The 24,706-nt window shown below is 66.0% G+C and carries 30 protein-coding genes; 9 read left to right on the top strand and 21 right to left on the bottom strand.

The annotated features are described in order from the left end of the window. Window positions 1-70 precede the first annotated feature (70 nt). From VKF82_01035 to VKF82_01045, 3 genes are all read left to right on the top strand, one after another. Window positions 71-2,455: a TonB-dependent receptor gene (locus tag VKF82_01035; GenBank protein HME80639.1), complete on the top strand. Its 2,385-nt coding sequence runs from the start codon at window positions 71-73 to the stop codon at window positions 2,453-2,455. Then, on the top strand, window positions 2,452-3,108 hold the full coding sequence (locus VKF82_01040; GenBank protein HME80640.1) for an SCO family protein: 657 nt from the start codon (window positions 2,452-2,454) through the stop codon (window positions 3,106-3,108). The genes VKF82_01035 and VKF82_01040 overlap by 4 nt, the downstream gene beginning before the upstream one ends. A gap of 68 nt (window positions 3,109-3,176) precedes the next feature. Beyond that, a complete protein-coding gene (locus VKF82_01045; GenBank protein ID HME80641.1) occupies window positions 3,177-3,635 on the top strand; it encodes a cupin domain-containing protein in 459 nt (152 codons plus the stop codon). A 34-nt stretch (window positions 3,636-3,669) separates the two neighbouring features. Here the strand turns inward: VKF82_01045 and VKF82_01050 are convergent, their stop codons facing one another. Further along, window positions 3,670-4,104 (bottom strand): MauE/DoxX family redox-associated membrane protein, encoded by a 435-nt coding sequence (locus VKF82_01050; GenBank protein HME80642.1) that lies wholly within the window; start codon window positions 4,102-4,104, stop codon window positions 3,670-3,672. 33 nt (window positions 4,105-4,137) lie between these two features. Here VKF82_01050 and VKF82_01055 point away from each other — a divergent pair, with 33 nt between their 5' ends. The 3 genes from VKF82_01055 (at window position 4,138) to VKF82_01065 (ending at window position 7,820) form a co-directional block, all read left to right on the top strand. Then, the gene (locus VKF82_01055; GenBank protein HME80643.1) at window positions 4,138-4,731 is read left to right on the top strand and encodes a TlpA disulfide reductase family protein; all 594 of its coding nucleotides are present in this window, start codon (window positions 4,138-4,140) and stop codon (window positions 4,729-4,731) included. 88 nt (window positions 4,732-4,819) lie between these two features. After that, window positions 4,820-5,491 carry a hypothetical protein gene (locus tag VKF82_01060; GenBank protein ID HME80644.1) on the top strand — a complete coding sequence of 224 codons (672 nt, stop codon included), beginning with the start codon at window positions 4,820-4,822 and terminating at the stop codon, window positions 5,489-5,491. Between the two features lie 58 nt (window positions 5,492-5,549). Then, window positions 5,550-7,820, top strand: a complete 2,271-nt coding sequence (locus tag VKF82_01065; GenBank protein ID HME80645.1) for a TonB-dependent receptor — start codon at window positions 5,550-5,552, stop codon at window positions 7,818-7,820. A 21-nt stretch (window positions 7,821-7,841) separates the two neighbouring features. Here the strand turns inward: VKF82_01065 and VKF82_01070 are convergent, their stop codons facing one another. The 16 genes from VKF82_01070 to VKF82_01145 are packed head-to-tail and all read right to left on the bottom strand — an operon-like array spanning window position 7,842 to window position 19,739. Continuing rightward, window positions 7,842-8,495 (bottom strand): DUF3105 domain-containing protein, encoded by a 654-nt coding sequence (locus VKF82_01070; GenBank protein HME80646.1) that lies wholly within the window; start codon window positions 8,493-8,495, stop codon window positions 7,842-7,844. Next, complete coding sequence (locus VKF82_01075; protein ID HME80647.1) at window positions 8,492-9,175, bottom strand: DUF3105 domain-containing protein; 684 nt, start codon at window positions 9,173-9,175, stop codon at window positions 8,492-8,494. Before VKF82_01075 ends, VKF82_01070 begins: the two co-directional genes overlap by 4 nt. Before the next feature lie 39 nt (window positions 9,176-9,214). Continuing rightward, window positions 9,215-9,346 carry a hypothetical protein gene (locus tag VKF82_01080; GenBank protein ID HME80648.1) on the bottom strand — a complete coding sequence of 44 codons (132 nt, stop codon included), beginning with the start codon at window positions 9,344-9,346 and terminating at the stop codon, window positions 9,215-9,217. Next, window positions 9,343-10,695, bottom strand: coding sequence for a divalent metal cation transporter (locus VKF82_01085; GenBank protein HME80649.1), 1,353 nt, complete (start codon window positions 10,693-10,695; stop codon window positions 9,343-9,345). Before VKF82_01085 ends, VKF82_01080 begins: the two co-directional genes overlap by 4 nt. Next, window positions 10,688-11,359, bottom strand: a complete 672-nt coding sequence (locus VKF82_01090; GenBank protein ID HME80650.1) for a metal-dependent transcriptional regulator — start codon at window positions 11,357-11,359, stop codon at window positions 10,688-10,690. Before VKF82_01090 ends, VKF82_01085 begins: the two co-directional genes overlap by 8 nt. A 55-nt stretch (window positions 11,360-11,414) precedes the next feature. Continuing rightward, entirely contained in the window at window positions 11,415-11,864 is a 450-nt protein-coding gene (locus VKF82_01095; GenBank protein HME80651.1) for a transcriptional repressor, read from the bottom strand. After that, the gene (locus VKF82_01100) at window positions 11,861-12,733 is read right to left on the bottom strand and encodes a metal ABC transporter permease (protein HME80652.1); all 873 of its coding nucleotides are present in this window, start codon (window positions 12,731-12,733) and stop codon (window positions 11,861-11,863) included. The genes VKF82_01095 and VKF82_01100 overlap by 4 nt, the downstream gene beginning before the upstream one ends. 3 nt (window positions 12,734-12,736) lie before the next feature. Then, entirely contained in the window at window positions 12,737-13,645 is a 909-nt protein-coding gene (locus VKF82_01105; GenBank protein ID HME80653.1) for a metal ABC transporter ATP-binding protein, read from the bottom strand. Beyond that, window positions 13,642-14,568, bottom strand: a complete 927-nt coding sequence (locus tag VKF82_01110) for a metal ABC transporter substrate-binding protein (GenBank protein HME80654.1) — start codon at window positions 14,566-14,568, stop codon at window positions 13,642-13,644. Before VKF82_01110 ends, VKF82_01105 begins: the two co-directional genes overlap by 4 nt. Before the next feature lie 54 nt (window positions 14,569-14,622). Beyond that, window positions 14,623-15,354 (bottom strand): lytic transglycosylase domain-containing protein, encoded by a 732-nt coding sequence (locus tag VKF82_01115; GenBank protein ID HME80655.1) that lies wholly within the window; start codon window positions 15,352-15,354, stop codon window positions 14,623-14,625. Window positions 15,355-15,382: 28 nt separating this feature from the next. Then, window positions 15,383-16,717, bottom strand: a complete 1,335-nt coding sequence (locus VKF82_01120; GenBank protein ID HME80656.1) for an EscN/YscN/HrcN family type III secretion system ATPase — start codon at window positions 16,715-16,717, stop codon at window positions 15,383-15,385. Beyond that, complete coding sequence (locus tag VKF82_01125) at window positions 16,714-17,271, bottom strand: FliH/SctL family protein (protein HME80657.1); 558 nt, start codon at window positions 17,269-17,271, stop codon at window positions 16,714-16,716. Before VKF82_01125 ends, VKF82_01120 begins: the two co-directional genes overlap by 4 nt. Further along, on the bottom strand, window positions 17,252-18,664 hold the full coding sequence (locus tag VKF82_01130; protein ID HME80658.1) for a flagellar M-ring protein FliF C-terminal domain-containing protein: 1,413 nt from the start codon (window positions 18,662-18,664) through the stop codon (window positions 17,252-17,254). The genes VKF82_01125 and VKF82_01130 overlap by 20 nt, the downstream gene beginning before the upstream one ends. A 3-nt stretch (window positions 18,665-18,667) precedes the next feature. Further along, window positions 18,668-18,958 (bottom strand): hypothetical protein, encoded by a 291-nt coding sequence (locus VKF82_01135; GenBank protein ID HME80659.1) that lies wholly within the window; start codon window positions 18,956-18,958, stop codon window positions 18,668-18,670. Further along, on the bottom strand, window positions 18,955-19,428 hold the full coding sequence (flgC, locus tag VKF82_01140; protein HME80660.1) for a flagellar basal body rod protein FlgC: 474 nt from the start codon (window positions 19,426-19,428) through the stop codon (window positions 18,955-18,957). The genes VKF82_01135 and flgC overlap by 4 nt, the downstream gene beginning before the upstream one ends. Next, window positions 19,425-19,739 (bottom strand): hypothetical protein, encoded by a 315-nt coding sequence (locus tag VKF82_01145; GenBank protein HME80661.1) that lies wholly within the window; start codon window positions 19,737-19,739, stop codon window positions 19,425-19,427. The genes flgC and VKF82_01145 overlap by 4 nt, the downstream gene beginning before the upstream one ends. 93 nt (window positions 19,740-19,832) lie before the next feature. On the opposite strand from VKF82_01145, the gene VKF82_01150 reads away from it, so the two are divergent. Genes VKF82_01150 through VKF82_01160 form a run of 3 tightly spaced genes read left to right on the top strand, consistent with a single transcriptional unit; the run spans window position 19,833 to window position 22,599 of the window. Next, window positions 19,833-20,288: a hypothetical protein gene (locus VKF82_01150; protein HME80662.1), complete on the top strand. Its 456-nt coding sequence runs from the start codon at window positions 19,833-19,835 to the stop codon at window positions 20,286-20,288. A 32-nt stretch (window positions 20,289-20,320) separates the two neighbouring features. Beyond that, a complete protein-coding gene (locus VKF82_01155) occupies window positions 20,321-22,108 on the top strand; it encodes an adenylate/guanylate cyclase domain-containing protein (protein ID HME80663.1) in 1,788 nt (595 codons plus the stop codon). 8 nt (window positions 22,109-22,116) lie between these two features. Beyond that, window positions 22,117-22,599, top strand: a complete 483-nt coding sequence (locus VKF82_01160; protein ID HME80664.1) for a hypothetical protein — start codon at window positions 22,117-22,119, stop codon at window positions 22,597-22,599. An 11-nt stretch (window positions 22,600-22,610) separates the two neighbouring features. Here VKF82_01160 and VKF82_01165 read toward each other — a convergent pair whose 3' ends face one another. From VKF82_01165 to VKF82_01180, 4 genes are all read right to left on the bottom strand, one after another. Beyond that, window positions 22,611-22,859: a hypothetical protein gene (locus VKF82_01165; protein ID HME80665.1), complete on the bottom strand. Its 249-nt coding sequence runs from the start codon at window positions 22,857-22,859 to the stop codon at window positions 22,611-22,613. A 124-nt stretch (window positions 22,860-22,983) separates the two neighbouring features. Beyond that, complete coding sequence (gene rpsI, locus VKF82_01170; GenBank protein HME80666.1) at window positions 22,984-23,385, bottom strand: 30S ribosomal protein S9; 402 nt, start codon at window positions 23,383-23,385, stop codon at window positions 22,984-22,986. Then, complete coding sequence (gene rplM / locus VKF82_01175) at window positions 23,386-23,829, bottom strand: 50S ribosomal protein L13 (protein ID HME80667.1); 444 nt, start codon at window positions 23,827-23,829, stop codon at window positions 23,386-23,388. A gap of 144 nt (window positions 23,830-23,973) precedes the next feature. Next, window positions 23,974-24,690 carry a site-2 protease family protein gene (locus tag VKF82_01180; GenBank protein ID HME80668.1) on the bottom strand — a complete coding sequence of 239 codons (717 nt, stop codon included), beginning with the start codon at window positions 24,688-24,690 and terminating at the stop codon, window positions 23,974-23,976. Window positions 24,691-24,706 lie beyond the last annotated feature (16 nt).

Raw genomic sequence — 24,706 nt, forward strand, 5'->3', positions numbered from 1 at the left:
CAAGGACCGTCGTATCGTCGGATCGGCCGCGACAACCGCCGCGCCGTTCTATCGCGTTCGAGAGGAAATCATGATGTCTATTCGCTTCTGCCGCGCGCTGTGCGCGGCGCTGACGCTGGCCGCCGTTGTCGCGGCGCCGGTCACGAGTCGTGCCGCGAGCGCCTATCTCGCAGGAAGAGTTATTGCGGATGGCAAGCCGGTCGCAGGCGCCGCCGTCACGGCGACGGGCAATAACGTCGTACAAAAGACGAAAACCGATTCGCAAGGCTCATTCGGGTTCAGCACCCTGTCGCCCGGTACATACACGCTGAGTGCGACGGCTAGCGGTCGAAGCGGCAAGGTGACCGTCGACCTGCCGGCCAGCGGCGCGACCGTTACGCTCGAGTTGCGTGTGAAAACACTTGCGGTGGTCAACGCGAGCGCGCTGCGCACGGCGCCGGTTCGCGCGTCCGGAACGGACCTGACGATCAACTCGACCATCTTGAGCCGTACCCCATCGGCAGGAAGCTTGCCGGAGATGCTCATCCAACTGCCGGGTGCGGCACGCGGCGCCAACGGCGTCGTGCACATCAACGGCGATCACGGCGACATCAACTACGTGGTCGACGGCGTCTCGGTGCCGCAAGCGCTCAATCGCGTCATGGGCACTGAGTTCAACCCCGGCGACATCGCCTTCGTCGACGTGCTCGAGGGCGCGTATCCGGCGCAATATGGCGAGCGCTTCGCCTCCGTGCTCAACATCAGCACGCGCAACGCGCTCAGCATGCAGGCACCCGGCGCCTGGCTGAGCATGCAAGGCGGATCCTTCGCCTCGTACGACGCGACGCTCGGCTACCACGATCGCGTCGGACGGGGATCGCTCGTGCTGGCGGTCGAGAACGGCAGCACGGACCGCGGACTCGATCCTCCTAACCCGGTGTCGGTCAACAACCAAGCCAGCAACGCCAATCAGTTCTTGCGCTACACGTTGCCGTATGGGAAGGGCGGCGCCAACTTCGTGAATCTGACGGTGACGCACGCATACCGCACGTTCCAGATCCCGCTCGATATCAATGGCGGCCAGCCCGCGAGTACCGATGACGTCGAGACGCAGGACGATACGTTCGCCGCGCTCCAGTTTCGCCACGCGATCGGCGACCGCGGCGAGCTCTCGTTCGGCGGCGGATACAAACGCTCGCAGATCCGGGATTTCGGAGACCCCGTCGACGACTGGATCTACGGCGTGAACGTCAATATCGCCAACGGCGGGGCGCCGACGGACTGCTTCAACGCGTTCTCCATTCCCGCATACACGACGACCACGTGCGGCTATTCGTTATACGACAACCGCACGGCGTACGATTACATCGCCAACATCGACTACGCGCTGAGCAGCCGGGTGCACACCGTGCGTTGGGGAGCGTCATATGACATCGCGGATGTCCCCAAGTATTACGACATCATCCTGCAGCCGGCGAACTACTTGTCGCCGCTGCTCGCGCCCGCCACGCCGCTGGCACCGTATCCCGTCATCGACAACGCGCCAAACGTCGGCCACACGGAGACGGCGTTTCTCCAGGACAGCTGGCAGATGGGGCCGCGGTACGAGCTTGACTACGGGCTGCGCTGGACCGCGTTCCAGGTCTTCTCGACGCAATTCGATCAGGGCTTCACGCAGTTCAGCCCTCGGATCAAGTTCACGCGGCTGTTCTCGGCGCGGGCCAGCGCCTACGTCTACTACGGAAGGTTCTTCACGCCGTTCTCGTTCGAGAACGTGTCGCCGTATGCGGCGTTCCTGCTCAACCTGCCGTTGCAGCCCACCCCGGCGCAGTTCGACCTTAAGCCGCAGCGCGACTCGGTCTATGAGATCGGCGGGCACCTGCCGCTCGGCGCCGGCGACCTGGGACTGCGCATCATGCAGAAGAACGCGACCGATCTGATCGACGACACGCAAGTGGGCGTCACGCTGCTGCATCAGGACATCAACTACCAACTCGGCCGCATCGCGACGCAATCCGCGTATTACCAGCAGCGGCTCGTGCGCAACGGCGAGTGGTACGTCAGCTTCAACCATACGTACTCGGTCAACAAGGGCTGCGAGACACAGCTCTTAGCCCCGTGCTTCGGCTCGCCGACGGACTGGACGCCGGCGGACCACGAGCAGCGCTGGGGCGCGACGGCCGGCGTGGTCTTCAACGACACGCGCGGCGGGTGGTTCTCGATGGACGAGGAATACGGCAGCGGCCTCTCTTCGTCGGCCTGTCCGCCCGACACGCCCGGTTTTTGCAAGTACACGCCGCACACGGTGTTCTCGTTGCAAAAGGGGTTTGGCCTTGGTCACAATGCAGCGCTGTGGGCCGGGATCGACAACTTGCTCAACAACCAGTACTGGATCACGCTTGACAATGCGCAGGGCAACCACTACGCTGCTGGACGCACGTTCGTCATGGGCGTGCGTATCGGCGCCGGCCAATGAGCTTGGCGGCCTGGAAGTCGTTTGACGCGGCGGAAAAGCGCATCGTCCTGGGGGGCGCGGCGGTCTTGCTCGTCGGGATGGCATTGTGCGCCTATGCGCTGATACCTCAGCTTCGCGCGTGCGGCAATGCCTTGAACGTCTGGCTCAGGGGCGGCACCGTGCAAGCGTCGATGGGGATCGCGGACCCACCACTGAAAGACACCGACAATCACGATTATGTCATCACCAAGCAGCCCGACGTGACGCAAGTCGTGTACTTCGGCTACACGCACTGTCCGGATGAATGCCCGACAGCCCTCAGCAAGATGGCACGGGCATATGACGAGCTTGGCCAGCCTCGCAGGCTGCGGCTGGTTTTCGTCAGCTTCGATCCGCAACGCGATACCCCACGAGTGCTCGGCGCGTATGTGCGGCGCTTCAAAGCGCCCATGGTCGGACTCGGCGGATCGACCGCTGCGGTGCGCGCCGCCATGAAGCGTTTCGGTGCCGACGCCGTGCGCATACCGCCGGAGCAGCCCGGCGCCAGCTATTCCTTCGCCCACACCAGCTCAGTGATCGTCGTGGGGCCCGACAACTCATCCGAAGCGATGTATCCGATCGAGGACATGGACGTCCACGACTTGGTGAAGACATTGCACCGCTATCTATGGTAGGCGTGAGGAGTCGGAAGGGCGGTGGCGAAGCATGCGCCCCACCTGCCTCTCTCTTCTGAGGAGGACTCATGCAAAGGGGCAAGTTTCTCGTTTGTGCACTCGCCGTCGCGGCGGCGGTCAACGGCCTAGCGACGAGCGCGACCATCGCGTGGTCGGCGGACACCCCGGTCATCGTCCAGCCGGACAACGTAAAGTGGGAACCGGTCAAGGGAATGACCGGTCTTGAGTCCGCGACGTTGTGGGGTGATCCCGACAAGGCCGGTGGCCAATATGCAATACGGTACAAATTGCCTGACGGCTTCAAGTTCCCGCCGCACACGCACCCGCAAAGCGAACAGGTCACCGTCTTAAGCGGCACGTTCATGGTGGGCGTCGGCGACAAGGTAGACGCTGCGAAGATGCTCACCTTGCCGGCGGGATCCTACGTCGAAGTACCCGCCAACCTGCCGCACTACGCGCAAGCGAAAGGCGAGACGATTCTCGAGGTCCACGGCATCGGGCCCGACACCATCAACATGCTCAAGTAACGAGACCACTCAGGAATGACCGCGAAACCGCAGCTCAACCGGGCCGCGGTTTCTCATTCCACGACCACCACACGAGATACCCGGCGGGGATGAGGGCGGCGCCGTCGCGGACCACCGTCCACCAAGTGACCGGATCGGTCTCGCGCGGTCCGAAGCAGCCGCACGGCGTCGGGATGCCGCGCATGACGACCGACGCGAGCGCCGCGATGAAGACGAGCAGCAGTGCGACCGAGACGACTGAGACGATACGCAGCTGCCAGCCCAGCAGCAGGTACAGGCCCAGCACGATTTCAAACAGCGGGAGAGCGATCGCCGAGAAGCCGACGAACCACGGCGGCAGGTCGAGCCGGAAGGCGACGATCGTCGAGCCGAGATCGGGTGCGTGGCCGACCTTGAGCACGCCGGCAGCGAGGAAGACCAGGCCGACGATGATGCGCGCGACGAGAGGTACGATTTGAAGACGGGGCAATCGACACGACCTTCAGACACGGCACCAAGCGGTATGCCGCTGCGGACCATTTTGCCGATAGTTCTCGGCGTCCTCGTCGTCGGCGCGATCATCATCTACGCGTGGACGCAGATGCACAAGCTGCCCAGCGCGGCGGTCGCGCCCAACGCGATCCCATCGGTGCCTCCGCCGCACAAGGAAGGCAGCCTGGCGCCGGCATTTTCTTTGCAGACGCCGCTCGGTCCGATAAGCAACGACACATTCGCCGGCAAGCCGTACATGCTCGAGCTGTTCGCGACGTGGTGTCCGCATTGCCAACGCATGACGGCCGTGTTGCGCTCGCTGCGCGCCAAGCTGCCCGAGTCGCGTTTCGGCATGGTATCTGTCACCGGCTCGCCCTATGGTGCAGGTTCGACCGAAGGCAGCCCGGTCGCCGAGAGTCAGGCAGATGTGGATCAGTTCGACAAGTATTTCAACATCACGTGGCCGTCGGCGTTCGATCCCGATCTCAAGGTCGCGCAGACGTGGGGGCTCGATGGTTTTCCCACGATCTACATCGTGAACGCCAAGGGCACGATCGTCTTCGCCGGCAGCGGGGAGATGCCGGAGTCGCGCTTGCTGGAGGCCGCTCGCAAGGCCGGCGCGTGAGGGCGGCCACAGGCTTTCTGAGAATCGGCTGAAGCCGCTTCGCGGGGTCGGCGGAGGTAGCACCTCGCGCTTAGCCGTATAATATCAAATGGCTCGCCGGGACGTCTGCTGGCTGCTCATCGGGGCGATCGCGCTGATCGCGTCGCTGTTGGGCCACGCGCTGCAACTGCACATCGAGTCCGCGCACCTGTTCGGCACGGTGCGCGCGCTGTACAGCCACTCGCTGCAGACGCCGTTCGCGTACATCGCCTTCGGCCTCTTGCTCGTGTCGGCGCTGTTCATCGCGCGCGGAATCATCGAAAGCGTCCGCGACGAGTTCGACGGCGCCGATTGGCTGCTGCCCGCGCTCGATGCCGTGCGCTCGATATCGCCGGGCCGGCTGGTCGCCATCGTCGTCGGATTGCAGCTCACATCGCTCACGGTCGGTGAGTTGTCCGAACAGGCGCTCTCGTCGTACGATGGTTTCGGCCTCGGCGCGATCTTCGGCCCCGGTCACTTGAGCGCTCCGTTCGTCCACATCGCGGTCGGTGCCGTTCTGGCGCTGGCGCTGCGCGCGTTCGCGCGCGCGGCCTGCGAGCGCGTCGCAGACATCGCGAGCTTCGTCCTCGTCGTGATCGGCCGGCTCGCTCAGCCGGCACCCGTGAACTGTGCTCCGGCGCTGCGCATCCTGTCGCTGCGCGCGCAGACCACCTCCCCACCGCTGCTGGCGCGCCACATCGCCAGCCGTCCTCCTCCGGTTCGCGCTGCCCTTGTAGCATAGGCGGCCAAAACCGGCTTCCCGCCCTTTGGCCGCCACCTTACTCGGTGGAGGCCTTTCCATGCGTTTTTCTTTCTTGTATTTCTTGGCGTGCATCGCGCTGGTCGCGGCGATGGCGACGATCGACTGTCTCGCTCCGGCTGCCGCTAGCACGCTTGGCGCGATCCGCGGCGCTGTCGTCGACGATGCGCAACACCCCGTGGTGCACGCCGCGGTCGTCGCCCAAAGCGGCGAGGGCAGCAAGCAGACGACGACCACCGACAGCGCCGGCCAATACGTCTTCCCGCGCCTTCCCTTCGACACGTACACCGTGACCGTCACGGCCGCCGGTCTCGGCGCGCAGAGCGGCGTCGCGACGGTCACCAGCGGCAGCGCCGTCGTGCTGGACTTCCATCTTTCCAAGAAGACGCTCGCCACGGTCACTGCGGTCGCCAAAGCCGGGCATCCCGTGAGCGTCACGGTGCTCACGCCGCAGATGATCCAGACGCTCCCCGACAACTTCAAGCTGGCGCACGTGACGCAGACGGTGCCGGGCGTGGTGCCGTTCTCGTACGACGAGCCCGTGGCGCGCGGCTTCCATGGCATCTCGTATCAGATCGACGGCGTGCCGGTCCCGGACACGACGTCATCGTCGTTCTCCGAAGTGCTCGATCCGCGCGATGTCGGTTCGCTCGAGGTTTACACAGGATCGTTCCCAGCGGAGTTCGGCGGCAGCCGCATGGGCGGACTGGTCAACATCATCACCAAGCGGCCGTCGAGCAATGGCGGCGATGTCGTGCTGACCGGCGGCAACTACGCATCCGGTGGCACGCAGATCAGCGATCTGTTCGGGGGCGAGGCATTCAAGGCATACGTCTCGCTCAATCTTCAACGCAGCGATCGAGGCCTCGACACACCGACGCCCGATCCGCCCGTGCATGACGCCGCAAGTTCGAGCAATGAGTTCATGCGCCTGACCTACGAGCCCGACAAGCGCGATTCGTGGGCGCTGCATTTCTCCAACCAGTTGGCGACGTTCCAGATCCCGATCGATACCGACCCTTCCAGCGTCAGCTTCTCGCCGCCCGGCACCGACGACAACCAGTACGAGTACAACCAATACGCCAACATCATCTTCAACCGGCTAAGCGCCGACGGACAAGGCTACCTTGAGATCGCGCCGTGGTACAACCGCACGCAGGTCAAGTTCTTTCCCGATCCTGTGAACGATCTCGCCAGCGCGGCGATGGCATCTACGTTCCAGGACCGGGTCGGGACGTATTACGGCCTCACCACGGCATGGTTCCGCACGGACCCCAAAGACAACATCAAGACGGGCTTCACCGCCTACACGGAAAATTTCGCAAGCCAGTTCAACATCCAGTTCATCGATTCGATGGGGATGCAGCAGCGCTTCGACGACAACGTCGCGCAGACGGGCACCAACTTTGGCATCTACGCCGAAGACAAACGCATCCTGTCGCCGGTGTTCAGCGCCAACGTCGGCTTGCGCTACGATCGCTCCACGGGTTTCACGTCCGGCAACCAGGTGAGCCCGCGCATCGAGATCGACGCGCAGGCCCTCAATCCCAGCGACACGCTGCACGTCTACTACGGCCGGCTCTACGCGGCGCCGGCGCTTGAGGACACGCGCCGCTCTGCGGTCGTCATAAGCGGCGGCAACGGCCTGCCGGTCTACGACCTCAAACCCGAAACCGACTCGATCTACGAATTCGGCTTCTCGCATCAGATGACGCCGACGGCGAAATGGTACGTCAACTACTGGGCGCGTGCGGTGGCGAACGTGCTCGACACGACGCAGATCGGCTCGACGCCGATCTTCACGATTTTCAATTCGACGTCGGGTCGCGCACAGGGAGTCGAGTTCAGCTTCAGCGGCCAGACCCCGGGCAACGGCGACAGCTACTTTCTGTCCTATGGTCTCTCGCAAAGTCTCGCGTCAGGCATCTCGGGCGGCACGTTTCTGTTCTCGCCCGCCGATCTCCAGGGTGCGAATGGCTATGCGCTCGAGGACCACGACCAGACCAACACGCTCAATGCGGGCTACACCTGGCGCTTCGCGCCCGACCGCTCGACGTATGCCAGCCTGCAGACCGAATACGGCAGCGGTTTCCCGGTGCAGTTCGAGAACGGCCAAGGACGGCTGCCGGCGCACTGGACGCTCAACGCGTCGTATGGACGCTTCGCATCGCGCGGACGGCTCGGCTATCAGATCCAGGCGACCAACATCACGAACAACCAATACCTGATCAAGCTCAATAACGGGTTCAACACGACGCAGTACGCGCGCGGACTGCAGATCACCGGGCAGATCACCGCGCCCATCCTGTGATGGCGCGTTCGCTTGGATGCGCTACTGCGCGGTGTTCGCCTGGTTGTGCAGGTAGGCGTTGATGAACGACTCGATCTTGGCCTGATCGAGCGTGTCGAGCGTGCCAAGGCGCGTCCATGCGGTCAGCGCGATCTTATGCTTCATGCCCGGGTACGGCGCGACCACGACCGATTCGCCGGCTTCCTCCGCGCCCTGCACCTGCGCCGGTGATGCCTGGAGTTGATCCGGCGGGATGAGCCGGCTGTCGTACTTGTACGCGATCTGGTAGAGCGCGCCGGCGATATCCGGGCAGTTGCAGTTGTACTGCAATAGCACGTTGCCGTGCTCGAGCAGGTGGGCCTGGACGTATGCGGGCAGCGGCGTCGCGTTGTTGAACGACGTGCTGAAGGCTTCTTTATGCGGGCCTGAGGTCGGCGGATCCGAATTGTAGGCGAACTTCGTCGATTCGCCCTCGTCGAAGTGGCGATGGCCTTGGGACGGATAGTGCGTGCCAAGGAACTGCAACGTGATCGTCTGCGGGGCGGTGCTCGCCGACGCGGCGCTGGGCGCCGCGGCTGAGGATGAGGATGGTGGGCTTGCGTCGCCGCCGCCGCTCTTGGAACAGCCGCCCAGCAGCAGAGGACCGGCGAGCAGCAGCGCGGCGAACACGGCGGCGCGCGCGATCGTCTTCATCATTGCGCTGCGTTCGTCGTATTCGAGAGGTACGCGTTGATGAATCGGATCATCTTGGCTTGATCGATCGAATCGAACGGCTCCAGGCGCGTCCAGGCGGTCAGCGCGATCTTGTATTTCATCGGCGGGTACGGCGCGACGATCACGCCCTTGCCGTATTCTTCGATGCGCTGGATATCATCGGACGAGAGCTGGGTCTCGCCGGGAGACAGCTGCTGGTTGTTGTAGCTCGACGCGATCTGCGCGAGCGCGCCGGCGATGTCCGGGCACTTGCAGTTGTACTGCATGAGCACGTTGCCGTGTTCGAGCAGATGGACTTGCAGATATTTCGGCAGCGGCGTCGCGTTGATGAGCAGGGGCGAGAACTGCTCCAAATGCATCCCGGACGTCGGCGGATCCGAGTTGTACGCGAACGTGGCGACCCCGGGTTGCTTCGGATCGGTCTTGTCATGGCCCGGATGCCCTTGGGGTTTAAAATGCATGCCGGGAGTCTCGGCCGGGCGCGGCAGCGGCGTCGCGGTCGGCGTCGCCGTCGCCGCTGGCCCGAGCGCCACCGGGGCGTTGCGATGCGTGACCGCGAGCGCGATCAGCGCGATCAGACCGACGACGACCAGCACGCCGAAGCCGAGCGTCATGATGCGGCCGGTTGGATCGACCGGCGCCGGCGTTGGATTTTTCGACATCGGGCGCGTCATTCGCGGCGCCCGCGATGCGCGCCTGTCTTAGTGAAGCGCTTTGACGAATGCGTACACGACAAGCGGCACAGCGATCAAGACGTAGATGCGCAGCACCCACAACAGCGCCGTTATCCCCGGGCTGAGCTTGCGACGGCCGAAGCGCGGTGTACCGTTCACTTCGGGATCACCTGCGGGAACACGGTGATGACCCCGTACGCACTGCCCATCAGCGCGATCGCGATGACGATGGCGCCGCCGATAAGGTTGCTCTTCGGACCGTTGGCGAGCGATCCGATGACCTCGCGATCGTTGGCCAGCAGCAACAGGAAGAGCAGCGCCGGCGCCATGAGCAGCGTGGCGATGACGTTGACCGCGATGGTGATCGCCAGCAGCGGCGCGTGCGGGATGAGCACGACGGCGGCGGCGAGTGCCACGGACGCGGCCAAGGACACGTAGAACGCTCGTGCACTGGAGAAACTCGCATTGAGGCTGTGCTTGGCGCGCAGCACTTCGCCGACCGCATAGGCGGAGCTGGTCGAGATCGTCATCGCCGCGACCAGCCCGGCCTCGATCATGCCGAGCGCGAACAACGCGGCCCCGACGCTTCCGATGTACGGGTGCAACGCGGTCGCGAAATCAGCGCCGCCGGCGAACGTCGACGCGACGACGTGGTGCGTGAACAACGGCACGGCTGCCAGGACCGCGGCGATCGCCGCCACGGCGGCCACGAGCGCGCCCAGCGCGGTGTCGAATCTGCCTTGCGGCAGATCAGCGGCAGTCAACCCTTTGTCAACCACGGCGCTTTGCTGGAAGAAGATCATCCATGGCGTGACGGTCGCGCCCACGTCGGCCATGAGCAAGGTGACGAAGCCGGCCGTCACGCCGCCTGCAAGCGGGCTCCACGTGCCGAAAGCGCGGGCGACGGCCGCCGCGTCGGGATGCGCGAACATCGCGGCCGGCACGAATAAGAGATTGAACGCCGCCAGGACGAGCACAGCGCGCTCCCAGGTGAAGTAGCGCCGCGCGCTCACCATGAGGAGCACCAGCGCCGCGCCGACGCCGACCGCGATCGGCGCGGAGATGCCGAAATACGCGGCCCCGGCCCGGATGGCGATGAACTCGGTGATCAGCGTGAGGATGTTGCCGATCGCGAGATCGAGCATCGAGAAATATCCCCAGAAGGGTCCGAAGCGCTCGAAGATCAGTTCGGCATGGCCGCAGCGCGTCGCGATGCCCAGCCGGACGGTCATCTCCTGCACGACGAACGCCATCGCGAACGTCAGGACGATGAACGGCAGGAAGAAGCCGATGCCGTAGGCCGCGCCGGTCGTCGCATACGACAGCATGCTCGGGCCGTCGTTCTCGCCCAGCATGACCAAGATACCGGGGCCCGCCAGCAAGAAGAACAGCCACAGCGGCCGGTGGCTCGCGCGCGCCTGCGCGACGCGCTGTCTATCGAGCGAACGCAGTTGTTCATCGCGGGCGTCGAGCTCCGTGAATTCCGCCGGCCTGGCGATGTCACTCACGGCGGGTACGCTCCACGAGCACCGCGTCGACGATTGCAGCTGCGAGCGTGACCTCGGCGCCGCGCACGCGCAGCGTGGTCGTGCGCGGCGTGCGATTCAGGATCTTCACATCGGAGCCGGGCAGCAAGCCGTGACGCGAGAGCGCGCGCACGACGCGTGCGTCGCGATCCGCGATGCGCGTGATGCGCATCGTGCGGCCGACCGGTGCTTGCGCGAGCGGCCCGTCGCGGCGGCCCTTTCCACCGGTGCCGGGGATGAGATCGCCGTGGGGGTCGAACTGCGGGTGGCCGAGCAGGTGCTCGAGCCGCTTCGCGACGTCGTCGGAGATCACGTGCTCGATGCGCTCGGCTTCGGCATGAAGGCGCTCCAGCGGCACGCCCAACGCCTGATGCAAGAAGGTCTCGACGATGCGATGGCGGCGCACCACCGCGAGCGCGAGCTTGCCGCCTTTGGCGCTGAGCTGCAACTGACCGCCGCCCAGCGCGCGCACGTAGCCGCGGCGCTGCAGATCGCGCGCAAGCTTGCTCACCGATGCGCGCGACACGCCGAGCCGGCGCGCGACGTCGGCCGGCTTGACGGGCTGGCCGTCGCCGAGCTGAAGGATGGCTTTGCAGTAGTCCTGTCGCGCGCGTTCGGGCGAGCGGTCCTGTCCTGTGTTAACCATGGCTAACGTCAACCATGGTTAACTATCGGGGCCGGCACCGCCTGCCGAAGGTTTCTTAGGTGTGAGCCTCGTCCGGCGCGCAACGCCGGCACAGTCCGTAGAACTCCAGGCGGTGGCGGCGCAGCTGGAAACGCAGCTGCTGGGCCAGGGTCCGCGCGAAGCGGTCCACCGAGCCGCACGGCACGTCGTCGACCTTGCCGCACTCGACGCACACCGCGTGGTGGTGATGCTGCGCGGGCGGACAGAACAGATACGACGCCTCGCCGTGGTCGCCCGGCTCGCGCGCGGCCGCCCCGATCTTCTCAAGGACCTCGAGCGTGCGGTAGACGGTGGCCAACGCGACGCCGGGATGCCGGCGCGCGAGGCGCTCGTGCAGCTCTTGCGGCGTCACGTAGCGTCGCAGGCGCGTGAACTCGCCGACGATGGCTTTGCGCTGGCTCGTCATGCGGCAGCCAGCGCGGGCGAGCTCGGTGTGGACGGCGCCTTCGACCTCGGTCGCGCTCATCGCGCCGCCTGCTCCTGCTGCGCGTGGCGGCGCGCTTCGAGCACCTGCGTGAGCAGCGAGCGACGCTTGGGCGAGAGCGCCATCGCTGCGAAGAAGCACAGCGTGGCGGTGAGCACGATCGTGGACCCGGATGCGGCGTTGAGATAATACGACGCATACAGCCCGACCACGGCCGATCCGACGCCGATGCACGCCGAGGTGGCCATCATCGGCCCGAAACGATTGGTCAGCTGATATGCCGCCGCGGCCGGCGTGACCAGCAGCGCCGCGACGAGCACGATCCCCGCCGCCTGAAGCGACACGACGATGGTCACCGCAAGGATGACGAGCAGCAGATTGCTCAGCGCGGTCGTCGGCAGGCCGCTCGCCTGCGCCATGAGCGGATCAAACGACGCGAACAGCAGCTCTTTGTACAGCGCGAAGATCACGAGCAGCACGCCGATCGTGAGGCTGGCGACGAGGAAGATGTCGGTGCGGTCGACCGAGAGGACGTTGCCGAACAAGAAGTCCTGCAGATCGACGATATAGTTCCGCGCACGCGACATGAGCAGTACGCCGAGCGCGAAGACGGCGGTGAACATGACGCCGATCGCGGTGTCGGTCGAGACTTCGGAGCGACGGCTGATGGCGCCGATGCCCAGCGCGGTGAGGATGGCCACGATGAGCCCGCCGACGTACAAGTTGGCCTTGAACAGATATGCGATCACGATGCCGGCGAAGGACGCATGCGCGATGCCGTCGCCGATGAACGAAAGGTTGCGCAACACCACGTACACGCCGACCACGCTGCACACCAGACCGATGAGCGTGGACGCGATGAGCGCGCGCACCATGAACTCTTGTTGCAGCGGCGCGAGCAACCAGTCCATGGGCTAGAGCTGCGCCGAACGGACGGCGGCTTGGGCCTCGGGGATGACGAGCACGTGGCTGCCGAACGTCGCCGACAGCGTCGCATCGGTGAGCACCTCGGTCGGCGGGCCGTATGCGATCACGCGGTGGTTGAGGCACAGCACTTTATCGAACCAGGTGGCGACGCACGAGAGGTCGTGCGTGGTCGCGACGATGGTCATGCCCTTCTTCTTGCGCTCCTCGAGCAGGGTGAAGATCGCATGCTGGCTGGTCGCGTCGACGCCTGCGATCGGCTCGTCGAGCAGCAGCAGCTGCGGGTTCTGCACGAGCGAGCGCGCGACGAACACGCGCTGTTGCTGGCCCCCGGAAAGCTCGCCGATCTGCGATGCCGCGTGATCGGCCATGCCAACTTCTTCGAGCGCGGCCATCGCCGCGCGCTTTTCGGTCTCGCCGGGGCGCCGGAACAGCCCGAGCTTGCCGTAGACGCCCATGAGCACGACGTCAAAGACCGTGACTGGGAATGACCAATTGACGTCTTCGGTCTGCGGCACGTAGCCGACGCCCGGGCCATGGCCGGGCGGCGCGCCGAGCACTTCGATCAATCCGCACTGCGGTTCCAATAAACCGGCGATCACTTTGAGCAGCGTCGACTTGCCCGAGCCGTTTGGGCCGATGATGCCGACGAACTCACCGCGCACGACCTCGAAGCTGATCTCGTCGAGCACGTCGCGGCCGAAATAGCCCGCGCACATGCCCTCGCACAGGATCGCCGTGCCCGCCGGGGCCTTGCCCGCCTGGTGCCGCGCGGGATGGTGATCGGCGTGTCGATGAAGATGCGGCGCAACGGCAGGGACCGCGTGGCTGTGATCTTGCGGCGCGACCGGTGCCGCTGGATCGACGTGCGTGTGGTCGTGCTCGTGGAGTTCGCTCATCTCAAAGCCTGCACGATCGTGTCGACGTCATAGTGCATCATCCCCTCGTAGGTCTGGAGCTGCGGCGTGGTGCCAAGCGTATCGTCGTAGAGATCGCTCACCGTCTTGATGCCGGCGCTTGTGGCGAGCGCCTGCGCGAGCTTGGGCGAGAACTGCGGCTCGGCGAACACCGCGCGCACGTGATTGGCGCGCGCCTGCGCGATGAGCGCGGACAGATACGCCGCTGAGGGCTGCTGGCCCGGCGATGGTTCGATGGCTCCGATGTCGCGCAAGCCGTAACGCTGGTCGAAATAATACCACGCATCGTGGAACGTGAGCATCGTGCGATTGGCTTGCGGGATGGTCGCGATCTGTTCGCGGATCCACGCGTCGAGCGCGCGCAGCCGCGCGGTCTCGCGCGTTTCATTCGCGCTGTAGTATGCCGCGTTGGGCGGGTCGACGTCGCGCAATGCCGCCGCGATCTTATGCACGTACACTTGCGCGTACGTCACATCCAGCCACAGGTGCGGGTTGCCGGGCTCGCCTGCGGCTTTGGCCCCCTCGACCGGCATGCCATCCGATAGCACGATCACTTTGGTGCCCGGCTTGGCGACGTTGCGCAGGACCTTGTCGAGCCACAGCTCCAGACCGGCGCCGTTCTTGATGATGAGTTGAGCATTCGCCAGCGCCACGAGGTCTTGCGGCGACGGATCGTAGGTCTCGGGTGATGCGCCGATAGGCACGATGCTGATGACATCGGCCTTATCGCCGCCGACGGCTTGCGCCAGCGCTTGGATGGTCGAGATCGTGGCGGCCGCCTGGACGCGCCGACTGCCTGCCGGCGAAGGCTCCGCGGCGGGCTTTTGAGACGAACAGCCCGCGCAAAGTACCGCAAACGCCAGCGCACCGGAGGCCGCGTACGGCCGAACCTTATCGAGAATCATTCTCGATAAGTCTAGCCCGCGGCGCGCCGCTCTGTCAAGTGCGTTCGCGCCGGGTCAGGCGCGCAGGGCGCTGGCCTTGTAGTCGTCGAGGATGGCGTGCACGTAGTTACGGGTTTCGGCGAACGGCGGCACGCCATGATACTTGTCGACCGCGCCGCTGCCGGCGTTGTAGGCGGCAAGCGCGAGATCGAGCCGGCCGCCGTATTGATCGATCAAACCGCGCAGGAGTTTCGCGCCGCCTTCAAGGTTCTGCGCGGGATCGAACGCATCGGTCACGCCGAGCGACTTTGCCGTGTCCGGCATGAGCTGCATCAGCCCCATCGCTCCCGCGCTTGATCGGGCTTGCGGGTTGAAGCCCGACTCTTGACGGATGACCGCGTTCAAGAGCGCCGGATCGAGATCGTGTCGCTGTGCGGTGCGTCTGATCATCCCATCGTATGGATTCGCGCCGCGCGGCGCGGTGCCGCTTGGCGCCGCAGCGCTTGACGACGGCGACGACGGAGCGCTTTCGACGCTCTTCGCGAGTTGTTGCAGCGCTTTCGTGAAGGTCTGCTCGATCGATTTCAGCTGCCGCGAAAGCTGCGCGATGAGCTTCGAGAGGCTCAGCTCGGGCGACGCGCCCTGCGCGGCCGGCGGAGCGGGCACGCTGTCGGCCGGCGTGCCCTGCGGATCAAGCCACGCCGAGCTCGGCGAGGCGGGCACAGGCGGCCACGGCCGCATGGCGATGGGAAGAGTACGGCGCGGCTGCTCCGGCATGCCTGTGACGTCGTTGGGTGCCATGTTCATCTCGCCTGACCTCCTTGCAGCAGCTCTATCACGCGATACCGGCGGATCGTCGAGGGGCGCGGCGCAGTTCGACGGCGATCGCCGCAAGCACAGCTACCGGGTCTTCACGCATGCCGGCACCGTCGAAGATCAGATTTTCGATCGAGTCGCGCAGCGCGACGCATGTGTCCAACCATGCGTCGTTTCCGCTTTTGTACGCGCCCAGTGCGAGCAGGTCGTCGGCGTTCTCAAGCGTCGCAAGCGCGTGACGGACGATCTCGGCATCGGCCCGGTGCTGGGAGGTCACGATATCGCTCATGGCGCGGCTGAGACAGCGCAAGACGTCGATCGCCGGGTAGCGTGCGGCATCCGCGTGGCGTCGCGAAAGACTGATCTGGCCGTCAAGCAGCGCCCGCACCGCATCGGTGACGGGTTCGGTCGGATCGTCGCCTTCGACGAGGACCGTGTAGACGGCGCTGATGGAGCCGTCGCGCCGCGCGCCCGCGACCTCGACGAGCTTGGCGAGCGCAGCTGCCAGCGATGGCGGGTAGCCGCGTGCCGCCAACGGTTCATCCGCGGCAAGCGCGAGCTCGCGCCATGCCGTCGCTGCGCGCGAGAGCGAATCGACGACGAGCAGGATGCGCCGGCCATCACGGCAGAGCCGCTGCGCTTGTGCGCTGGCGCTGCGCGCTGCCGTGAAGCGCTCCAGCGCGCCGGTCTCCGAGGTCGCGCAGTAGAGCGACGTCGACGACCAGGATGGCGAGGCGCGCAACCGCCGCACGGTCTCCTCCAGCTCCCGGCCCCGTTCGCCCACCAGCGCGACCACCCGCGCGTCCACGTCGGCGTTCTCGACGATACGGCGCAACAACGTGGTCTTGCCGACTCCAGCTCCGGCAGCCAGCGCCACCCGCTGGCCGTGCCCGAGCGTGGCGAACGCGTCGATGGCTGCGACTCCGGTGTGCAGCACCCGTTCGATCGGCACGCGCGACGCCGGCGGAATTGGCCGGGTATCGAGCGGAGCGATCGATCGGCCAGGGACGCGGGCGCCGTCAACACAGCGACCCCACGCGTCGAGCACGTGCCCGAGCAACGCGGCTCCCACATACGCGCCGAGACGCCCGCCGTCGCAGCATGTCGGGGCACCGGTGCGGATGCCGGCTACCGGCTCAAGCGGCGTGCAGCGCGCGCCGTCGCCGTCGACCGCGTTGACCTGTGCCAGCACGGGCAGCGCGTTGTCGCGAGCGATCGTGACGACGTCGCCGGGCGAGAGCGCGGGCCCGGCGACGTCGATCGAATCGCGCTGCGCACGGCGCACTTCGCCGCGACGCACGAATCCGTCGGCATGCGCGTAGGTGATGGGAAAGGCGCTTCGCGCTCGTCTCACGCATGCGCCGCCGCGCGGGCGAGCAGCTCGGCGCATTCTTCGATCGTCGCTCCGACCTCGCCGCCGCGCGCTTCGATACGGACCTCGCCCCGGGCGCAGCCGGCGTCGGCGATGACCTCGACCCCTCGTTGCGCGCGATATGCGTTCGCATCGTGGGGATGAAGCCGCACGACTTGGCGCTGGGCGCGCCCGCACGCGCGCAGTGCGCTGTCGACGTACGCCGTCAGCACGTCGGGATCGCGCAGCCGCTCGCGCAAGGCGCGTGCGACGGCGATCGCCGCGAATCGTATGGCCTCGTCGCGCACGGCGGCCGCGAACGCCTCTCCACTGAACCCCGCGTCGTCGGGCCGCGTCTTCTCTTCGCCGAGCGCCTGCGCAGACGCAGGGACGGGAAGCACCTGCGGATCCTCGATTGGCGGTGCGGCTACTGCATCGTCCGGCGCGGACGGCGCCGTCACAGGCTCTGGAATTTGAATCGGCGTCTCTTGAGCCATAACCGCGCTTCGCCGGCGCCGGGGGCGCAGCGGCGTGAACTCAGCGCGCTCGCCGCTCACGCAGACATGCTTCGATCGACGCGCGCCGCAGCGGTCCATACGATTGCAGGACGCGTTCGCGCAGTGAGCTCGGCAGCGTCGACAAGACGTATGCGGCGGTTCGCGGGGACTCGCGCTCGAGCGATGATCTCAACCCTGCGATTGCGGGATCGGGAGTCTTCCTGTGACGTTGCGGCCACAGCGTGAAGCCGAACGCCACCGCGACCAACGCCAGGGCGGCTGCTGGAAGCACGGCACGCGCCAGCGGCATAGGCGCGGCGGCGATGGCCGGTTTGGTACGAACCGCGAAAGGCACCGACTCGACGACCACATCGTCGCCCGCATCGAGATCGGCGCCCGCTGCGGCGCGGACCAGCGATGCGATCGCCGGTTGATGGCTGGCATCTGTCCGCGCGGCATCCAGAAAGACGGCGACCGACATGCGCACGAGCGCGTCGGCTGCCGTGGTGCGCCGCTCGACGATGGTGTCGTACGCATAGTGGCGCGTCGTGCGTTCCTTGTCGAGCTTGCGTCCGCTCTCGGTGCCATTCTCGCGCCCGGTGTCCGCGTCGAGGAGCCCATGCGGCACGACGCGCGTGCTTTGGGTTGATTGCTCCGAACCCGCGCTGCGCATGCTCACCCGGACGATCGCGGCGCCGGGGCCGAGCGCAGCGTCGAGCGCGCTCTGGACGTTCGATTGGATGCGCGCCTCGCGGCTCGCCCCGCGATCGGGCGGCGAGCCGATCAATTCGCCCGAGCCGTCGACCACTGCCACCTTGTCGGTGCTCAAACCCGGATATCCCGCGGCCACGAAGCGCTTGATGCCGGCGACCGCTACGGCGCTGAGCGCAACTCCCGGGCCGAGGATGAGTTGCACGCTGGCGCTGGGCGGCGAGCGCTCGCCTGAGTCCGCGAACGCGTCTGCCGAGGCGGGCGCGATGACCACCGTCGCATCGGCGACGCCGTCGATGCGGCGCAGCCCTGCGACGAGGTCTCCCTCGATGCCCGCGCGCCGGCGATCGTCGACGATCTCCGGCGGCGTCAGCGGATTGTCTTGCGCGGCCAAGACGTCGGCGGTCGTCGGGACGTAGCCGTGCGGCAGATCCGCCAGCGCGAGCCTGACCAGCAGTTCGCGCCTCAGGCGCGCAGGCACGTACAACTGCGTGCCCTGCACGTTCGCGCTGAACGGCTCGTTCCAGAGCGTCAAGGCCTGTTCGACTTCGGCTGCCTGACGAGGATGAAGCGGCACGTCGAACAGCGGCACCGGCGCCGTGTTGTGTGCGAATAGCGCGCCAGCCAGCACGGTGACGATCACGCCGCATGTCACGGCGGCGACCGGACGGCGGCGATGGTGCAGCCAGATCGTGCAATCTTCGACCAGTCTGGGGACGGACGCCGGCAGTCGCGCCAGCACGCATCACACCTGCGTTTGGAGCAGTGCGGTGACGGCACCGCTCACGCGCGAAGCGGTGATCGCAGCCACCTCGAGCGCCACGTCGGCTTTGGCTCGCGCGATGGCCGCTTGCGCGATGCTTCCACGGCCGGCCGCGAGCAGTGCGGTCTCGTCGTCGGCGCGCTGCAACGACGAAGCGGCCGTGTCGAGCAGCGCCGCGAACGAGGACCCGCCGCCGGCCGGCGCGGCTTGATCGGTTTCGATCAGCACCGCTGGACGAAGCGGCCCGATCGCCTCGATGCTCGGCGTCATCACAACTGCTCGATGTCCATCGCTTCGGTATCCATCTGTTTGGCGGCTTGCAAAGCAGAGACGTCCGCGTCATACGTGCGCCCGGCTGCCACCAAGCCGACCATCTGCGCGATCGGATCGACATCTGAGACCTCGACGTACCCTTTGTGCGGGCCGCTGGCCGGCGCGAGCGGATTGGTCGGATCGAGGCGATACGCAGCTTGCGACGGCTGCTCGATCAGACCCGCGAAGCGCACGCCCGCGGGCGTCGCATCGTCATCCAACGCGGTGTCGAAGTCTGCGTCGACAGCGGTCTGCATCGCGTCCGAGAACGACGTCGATGGTTCGAAGATCGCCGTGCGCGCGCGATAGACCGAGCCGTCCGCTTGCTGCACGTTCGCGTTCGCCAGGTTCTGCGCGATGACGTCCATCGAGAGGCGTTGGGCCGCCATGCCGCTTGCGGCGATGTCGAATGCGGATGGGCCGTCGTTCATCGGCGCTCTTCCTCTGCGACGGTGCGGAATTCGCGCAGCAGAGCGCGCGTCTGTTGGGTCAGCGCGCGATACCAGATGGCGTTCTTGGCGATCGCGCCCATCGCATACTCGACCGTCGAGACCGGGTCGGCCGTGGACACGTCGTGCATGGCCGACGCAAAGCGCAGACCTCCGTCGCCGGGGCCGGCCGTGAGCGTGACATCTTTCGGCGCAAAGCCGGTCGAACCGGCATTGGCGACGTCGCCGGCGAGCACCGCCGCGCGATACCGTGCGAACTGCATCGCGCCTTCCACCATGCGAAGTGCCGTCATGAAGTTCACCTCGTGTTGCTGAATGCGGGCTTAAAGCTATCCTCAGAATGTGAGCGGGATTGGTCCGAGAGGTGGGCAAACCAAGTATCCGTTATGAACCGGCGTTTGATTCCAACCCTGATGTGCGCGGCCGCATGCCTCGCGATCGCGGCGGCAGCTCGCGCAGACAACAACGACCAAGACACCTCGGTGCAAGTCCAGCTGCCCAACGGATTTTGGGCCACCTCGAGCTACGCTATCCCCGGCCCGAGCGCCGACACGAAATACATCGTCATCTATGAGATGCACATGTCCAATCAGAGCCGCACCTCGCCGCTCAACGTGGACTACAAGGACTTCGTGCTGCGCTCGGACGGCTATGGCACCGACGACGGCTACCACGTCGATCGCAAGAAGACCGCATCGCTGGTCACCTCCCTCTCCGAGGGGGTGCTCGGGCCGGGCCAAGGGCAAAGCGGCTCGCTGGTCTTTCTCGTCCCGGCCGGCATGCGCCGTGCCACCTTGTGGTACTACGTCGTCCAGTTCGACGCCACGTACCCCTCGTATTAGGCTCCCCCGGCCCGTGCGCCGATGTAGTAAGCATGGAGCACGACCGGCGGGATAACCCGTGGGAGCGCATCGCCGCGCGGCTGGATGAGGCGCTTGACGACGCCCGCAGTCTGGCCGGACGCTCGGCCGCGCCCCGTTCCTCGGCCTCGACCGCCAACAAATTGCTCGACCTCCTCGCGCGGGCGCGCAGCGAGGTCCACGCCCGCGAGTTAGAGGCCAGCGTCGCTTCGGCGCGGGCGCAACGCCTGCAAAGCGAACTCGAGACCCAGCGGCGCCGGGCCGATACGCTGGTGCGCATCGGCAAGGCCATCAACGTCGTGCGCCGGCTTGACCAATTGCTGCAGCTCATCGTCGACCTTGCGGTGGAAGCGGCGGGCGCGGAGCGGGGATTGATCGTCGTGCCCGATCAAGCGGGCGGGCGCCAAGAATATAGCGCCGGCGCGAATCTCGACCCGGACGCCGTCACGCGTCCGGAATTCTCGGTCAGCCGCTCGATCATCGAGCGCGTCTTCAAAGAAGGTGCGCCGCTGGTCACGACCGACGCGCAGAACGATCCGGAAGTCAACGCGTCGCCGAGCATCCGCTCGCTGCACATCCGCTCGATCAACTGCGTGCCCATCGTCGGCAAGGGCGGCACGATCGGCGTGATCTACGTCGACTCGCGCATCCGTACGGACAGCCTTTTCCAGCACGATCCCGAACTGCTGGCGACGATCGCCGATCAGGCCGCGGTCGCGATCGACAACGCGCGCCTGTACGACGATTGGAGCCGCAACTTCGAAGATCTTTCGAACATCAAGTCGCAGACCGACGAGATCCTCGAGTCGATCGCGTCAGGCGTCATCATGCTCGACGGCAACGACACGATCGCGCAGTTCAACCGCGCCGCCGAGATCACGTTCGGACTGTCGGCCTCGACGCTCGAAGGGCGGCACGCGCGCATCCTCAACTCGTGGCTGCCCGGCTTCACCACCTTGCTCGAGCAGTACAAGTCGATTCCGGAAGGGCGCGCCGAGGTCGAGATGCGCGGCACGCACTTCGTGCGCGGTCCGATCGTGCTGCAATCCACCTTCCTGCGCGTGCACTCGCTGACCGGCGAAGGCGTTGGCACGGCCGTCGTCCTCAACGACCTCACTGCACGGCGCAAGCTCGAAGCCGAGAACAAAGCGCAGATCGAACGCAGCGAGCGGGTGGCACGGTCCTTTGAGAGGTATCTGGCGCCGCATGTCGTCAGCGAGCTGCTGCTGGACCCGGACAACGTGCCCCTTGGCGGTACCCGCCTGACCGCCACCATGCTGTTCGCCGATATCCGCGGCTTCACCGAATTGTCCGAGCGCCTCATGCCTGAAGAGGTCGTCGATATGCTCAACCGCTATCTCGCGCCGACGGTCGACGTCGTGCTCGCCAACCTCGGCCTCTTGGACAAGTACTACGGCGACGGCATCATGGCTGTGTTCGGCGCGCCCCGGCCTGCGGCTGACGACCCGAATCGCGCCGTGCTCGCCGCGCGCCAGATCCTCGAACAGGTCGAACTGCTCAACGCTCAGCCCGGCGTGCACTGGCCGCTGTCGGTCAGCATCGGGCTTGCGACGGGCGACGTCGTCGCCGGCAACATCGGCTCAGAGCGCCGGGTCGAATACACCGTTGTCGGCAGCGCGGTCAATCTCGCGCAGCGGCTGCAATCGATCGCCGAGCCCAATCAGATCCTCGCCGACGCGCGGACCTACGAGAAAGTGCGCGGCCAAGTGGCGGCGACACGCCGCCAGGCGCGCATCAAAGGGCGCGCAGGCCTCACCACGGTCTACGTCCTGCACGGATAGCGGCGCCCGTGGTCGCTCGCGTCCTCAAAGCCATCGGCTGGGCCGCGCTGCTCGGCTTCACGGTCGGAGCCGGAATCTACATCATCGCCGCGCTGCTCGCCCAGCTCTATGGGCCGGTGTTCTACGCGATGACGTTCGCCAACCACGTGGGCTTCCTGATCCTCTACGGACTGGGAGGCGCGGTGATCGTCGGCGGCGCGCTACTCGTCGGATACGCGATCTTCTTGCACGGCCTGCCGGTGTCGGCAAGCATGGCGCGGCTGGCAGCCGTTGCATTCGCTGGGCAACTCCTCGAACTCGGAGCGCTCGAAGCATTCGCGATCCGCGAACCGCAAAGCCTGACCTGGCCGATCGCGGAGCAGCTCATGCCGTTCAACATCGGTTTGTTCAGGCCGGTCGGGATCTGGGAAGGCAGGCCTGACGCCGCCTTCTTCTGGTTCTCGGCGGCGCTCGTCGCGGTCAGCTATGCTTGGTGGAGCCGCAAGCGCTAGGCGTTCTTTGGCTAGGGTTTGCAGCCTTGCGTTTGCCACGCCTTGAAACGCGCGCACATCTGCGGCGTCCATTGCGCGCCGGTTCCCTTCGGCGGCATGCTCCCGTCGCTCACCGCGGCATAGATCGCGTCCGCGTGCTGCACGACCTCGTCGAAGCTGCTGAGGTCCATGCCGTACGCTTCCATGTGCTCGACGTCGGTGTCGGTGAACATCGGCCGGATGTCGCGCGCGAACGACAGGGCCGGATCGTTGCTGCTCATAGGTGGCGGCTGATTCCGCCGAGCCGGGCCGTGCCCCTGTCCGAAAAAACGAAGAGGCCCGAGCTGGCGGCTCGAGCCTCTGAATTCCCACGCAGCGCCCGCGATCAAGATCGCGGGACTACAATTAGCGTTTGCTGAACTGGAAGCGTTTGCGGGCGCGTTTGCGGCCGTACTTCTTCGATTCTTTCTCGCGCGGATCGCGCGTGAGCAAGCCTGCCTTGCGCAGCACGGGGCGCAGCGATTCGTCAGCAGAGACCAGCGCGCGCGCGATGCCGTGGCGGATCGCGCCGGCCTGGCCGGTGAGGCCGCCGCCGAACGCGTTGACGATCACGTTGAAGCGCCCGACGCTGTTGGTCGCATCGAATGGCTGGCGCACGATCTGCATGAGGGTCGCGCGGCCGAGATACTTATCCGCCGGCTTGCCGTTGATCGTGATGTCGCCCGTGCCGGGCGCGAGACGCACGCGTACGACGGCGCGTTTGCGCCGGCCGGTGCCTCTGGGTACGCTGGGAGCGGTGATCGCCATCTAGTCTACCTTTATCGGCTGCGGCAACGGCTGCGGTTTGTGCGCGCCGTGCTCGTGCTCGGCGCCGGCGAACACGCGCAAACGCTTCATGCGCTGCGCGCGGATCTTGTTCAGCGGCAACATCCCGCGCACGGCCAGCTCGATGAGACGCTCGGGGTGCTTGGCTCTGATGTCTCCGGCGGTCTGCGTGAGGAGCCCGCCCGGGTACTGCGTGTGGTGTTGATACAGCTTCTCGGTCCACTTCTTGCCGGTGAGGTGGACCTGGCCCGCATTGACGACGATGACGAAGTCGCCGCAATCCGCATGCGGCGTGAAGTCGGGCTTATGCTTGCCGATCAGCACCGCGGCGATGCGCGTCGCTAGACGGCCAAGCGTCAGGCCCTTTGCGTCGATGATGAACCACTGCCGTTTGCCGGCATCTTTCGCTAGGAGCGGGGTGCGCATTGAGATTGAGATGTCCTGTCAGAAAGAAACCCTACCCCGGCGGGGAGGGACAACGACAATAATACGCGAGCGCGCGGTCCGGCGTCAAGTTTTGATCATGGTTTCGACGCATGTCCCTCATGGCGGTTTGTCTGGTGGCGGCCATCACTGGGGTGCTATCCGCACCGCATGCCCCGCTATCTGCCACAGCGCAAGCAGCGCGACAGCCAGACCGACGTACGCGGCGCCGATCGCCGCTCGCTCCTGCATCGACATCGGTGACGTGCGCGCCCACAGCGCGTGCGCCACCCAACCGCCGTCGAGCGGCACGATCGGGATAAGATTGAACAGATTGATGAAGAACATCGTCGACGCGAGCGCAAGCCAGAACGGATTGCCGGTCTGCATCCCGATCGCGAAACACGCAAGCGCACCGACACCGCCGAGCAGCGGGCCAGCCAGCGAGACCACCGCCGACGCCTTCGAATCCCGCGGCAGATTCTTGATGGAGACGGCTGCTCCGAGAAATGGGATGAAGATCGGCAAGCTCACCGGGAGACCGTAGGCGCGCGCCGCGATGAAGTGGCCCATCTCGTGCACCAGGATCAGCAGGACGAAACCGACCGCGAATGTCCAGCCGAAGACCAACGCCCACGCCCAGATGCTCAGCACGAGCGAGCCGAACGGCAGCAAGAACTTCGCTCCGATCGCGAGCCATTTGAACTTGAGCAGCAGTGCGAGCAGCACCGCGCCGATACCGACCGCGCCGCCGGTGCGCGTCTTGCTCGGCCGCGGTTGGAGCTCGAACGATTTAGGCTGCGCCATCCCAGGCGGCAGCAGATGCTGGTATTGCGCGAGAGGGTCTGGAGTGGGGTCGCTCATTTCAAACCCTTATTCG

This window comes from Candidatus Eremiobacteraceae bacterium (assembly GCA_035314825.1).
Taxonomy (GTDB): Bacteria; Vulcanimicrobiota; Vulcanimicrobiia; order Eremiobacterales; family Eremiobacteraceae; genus JAFAHD01.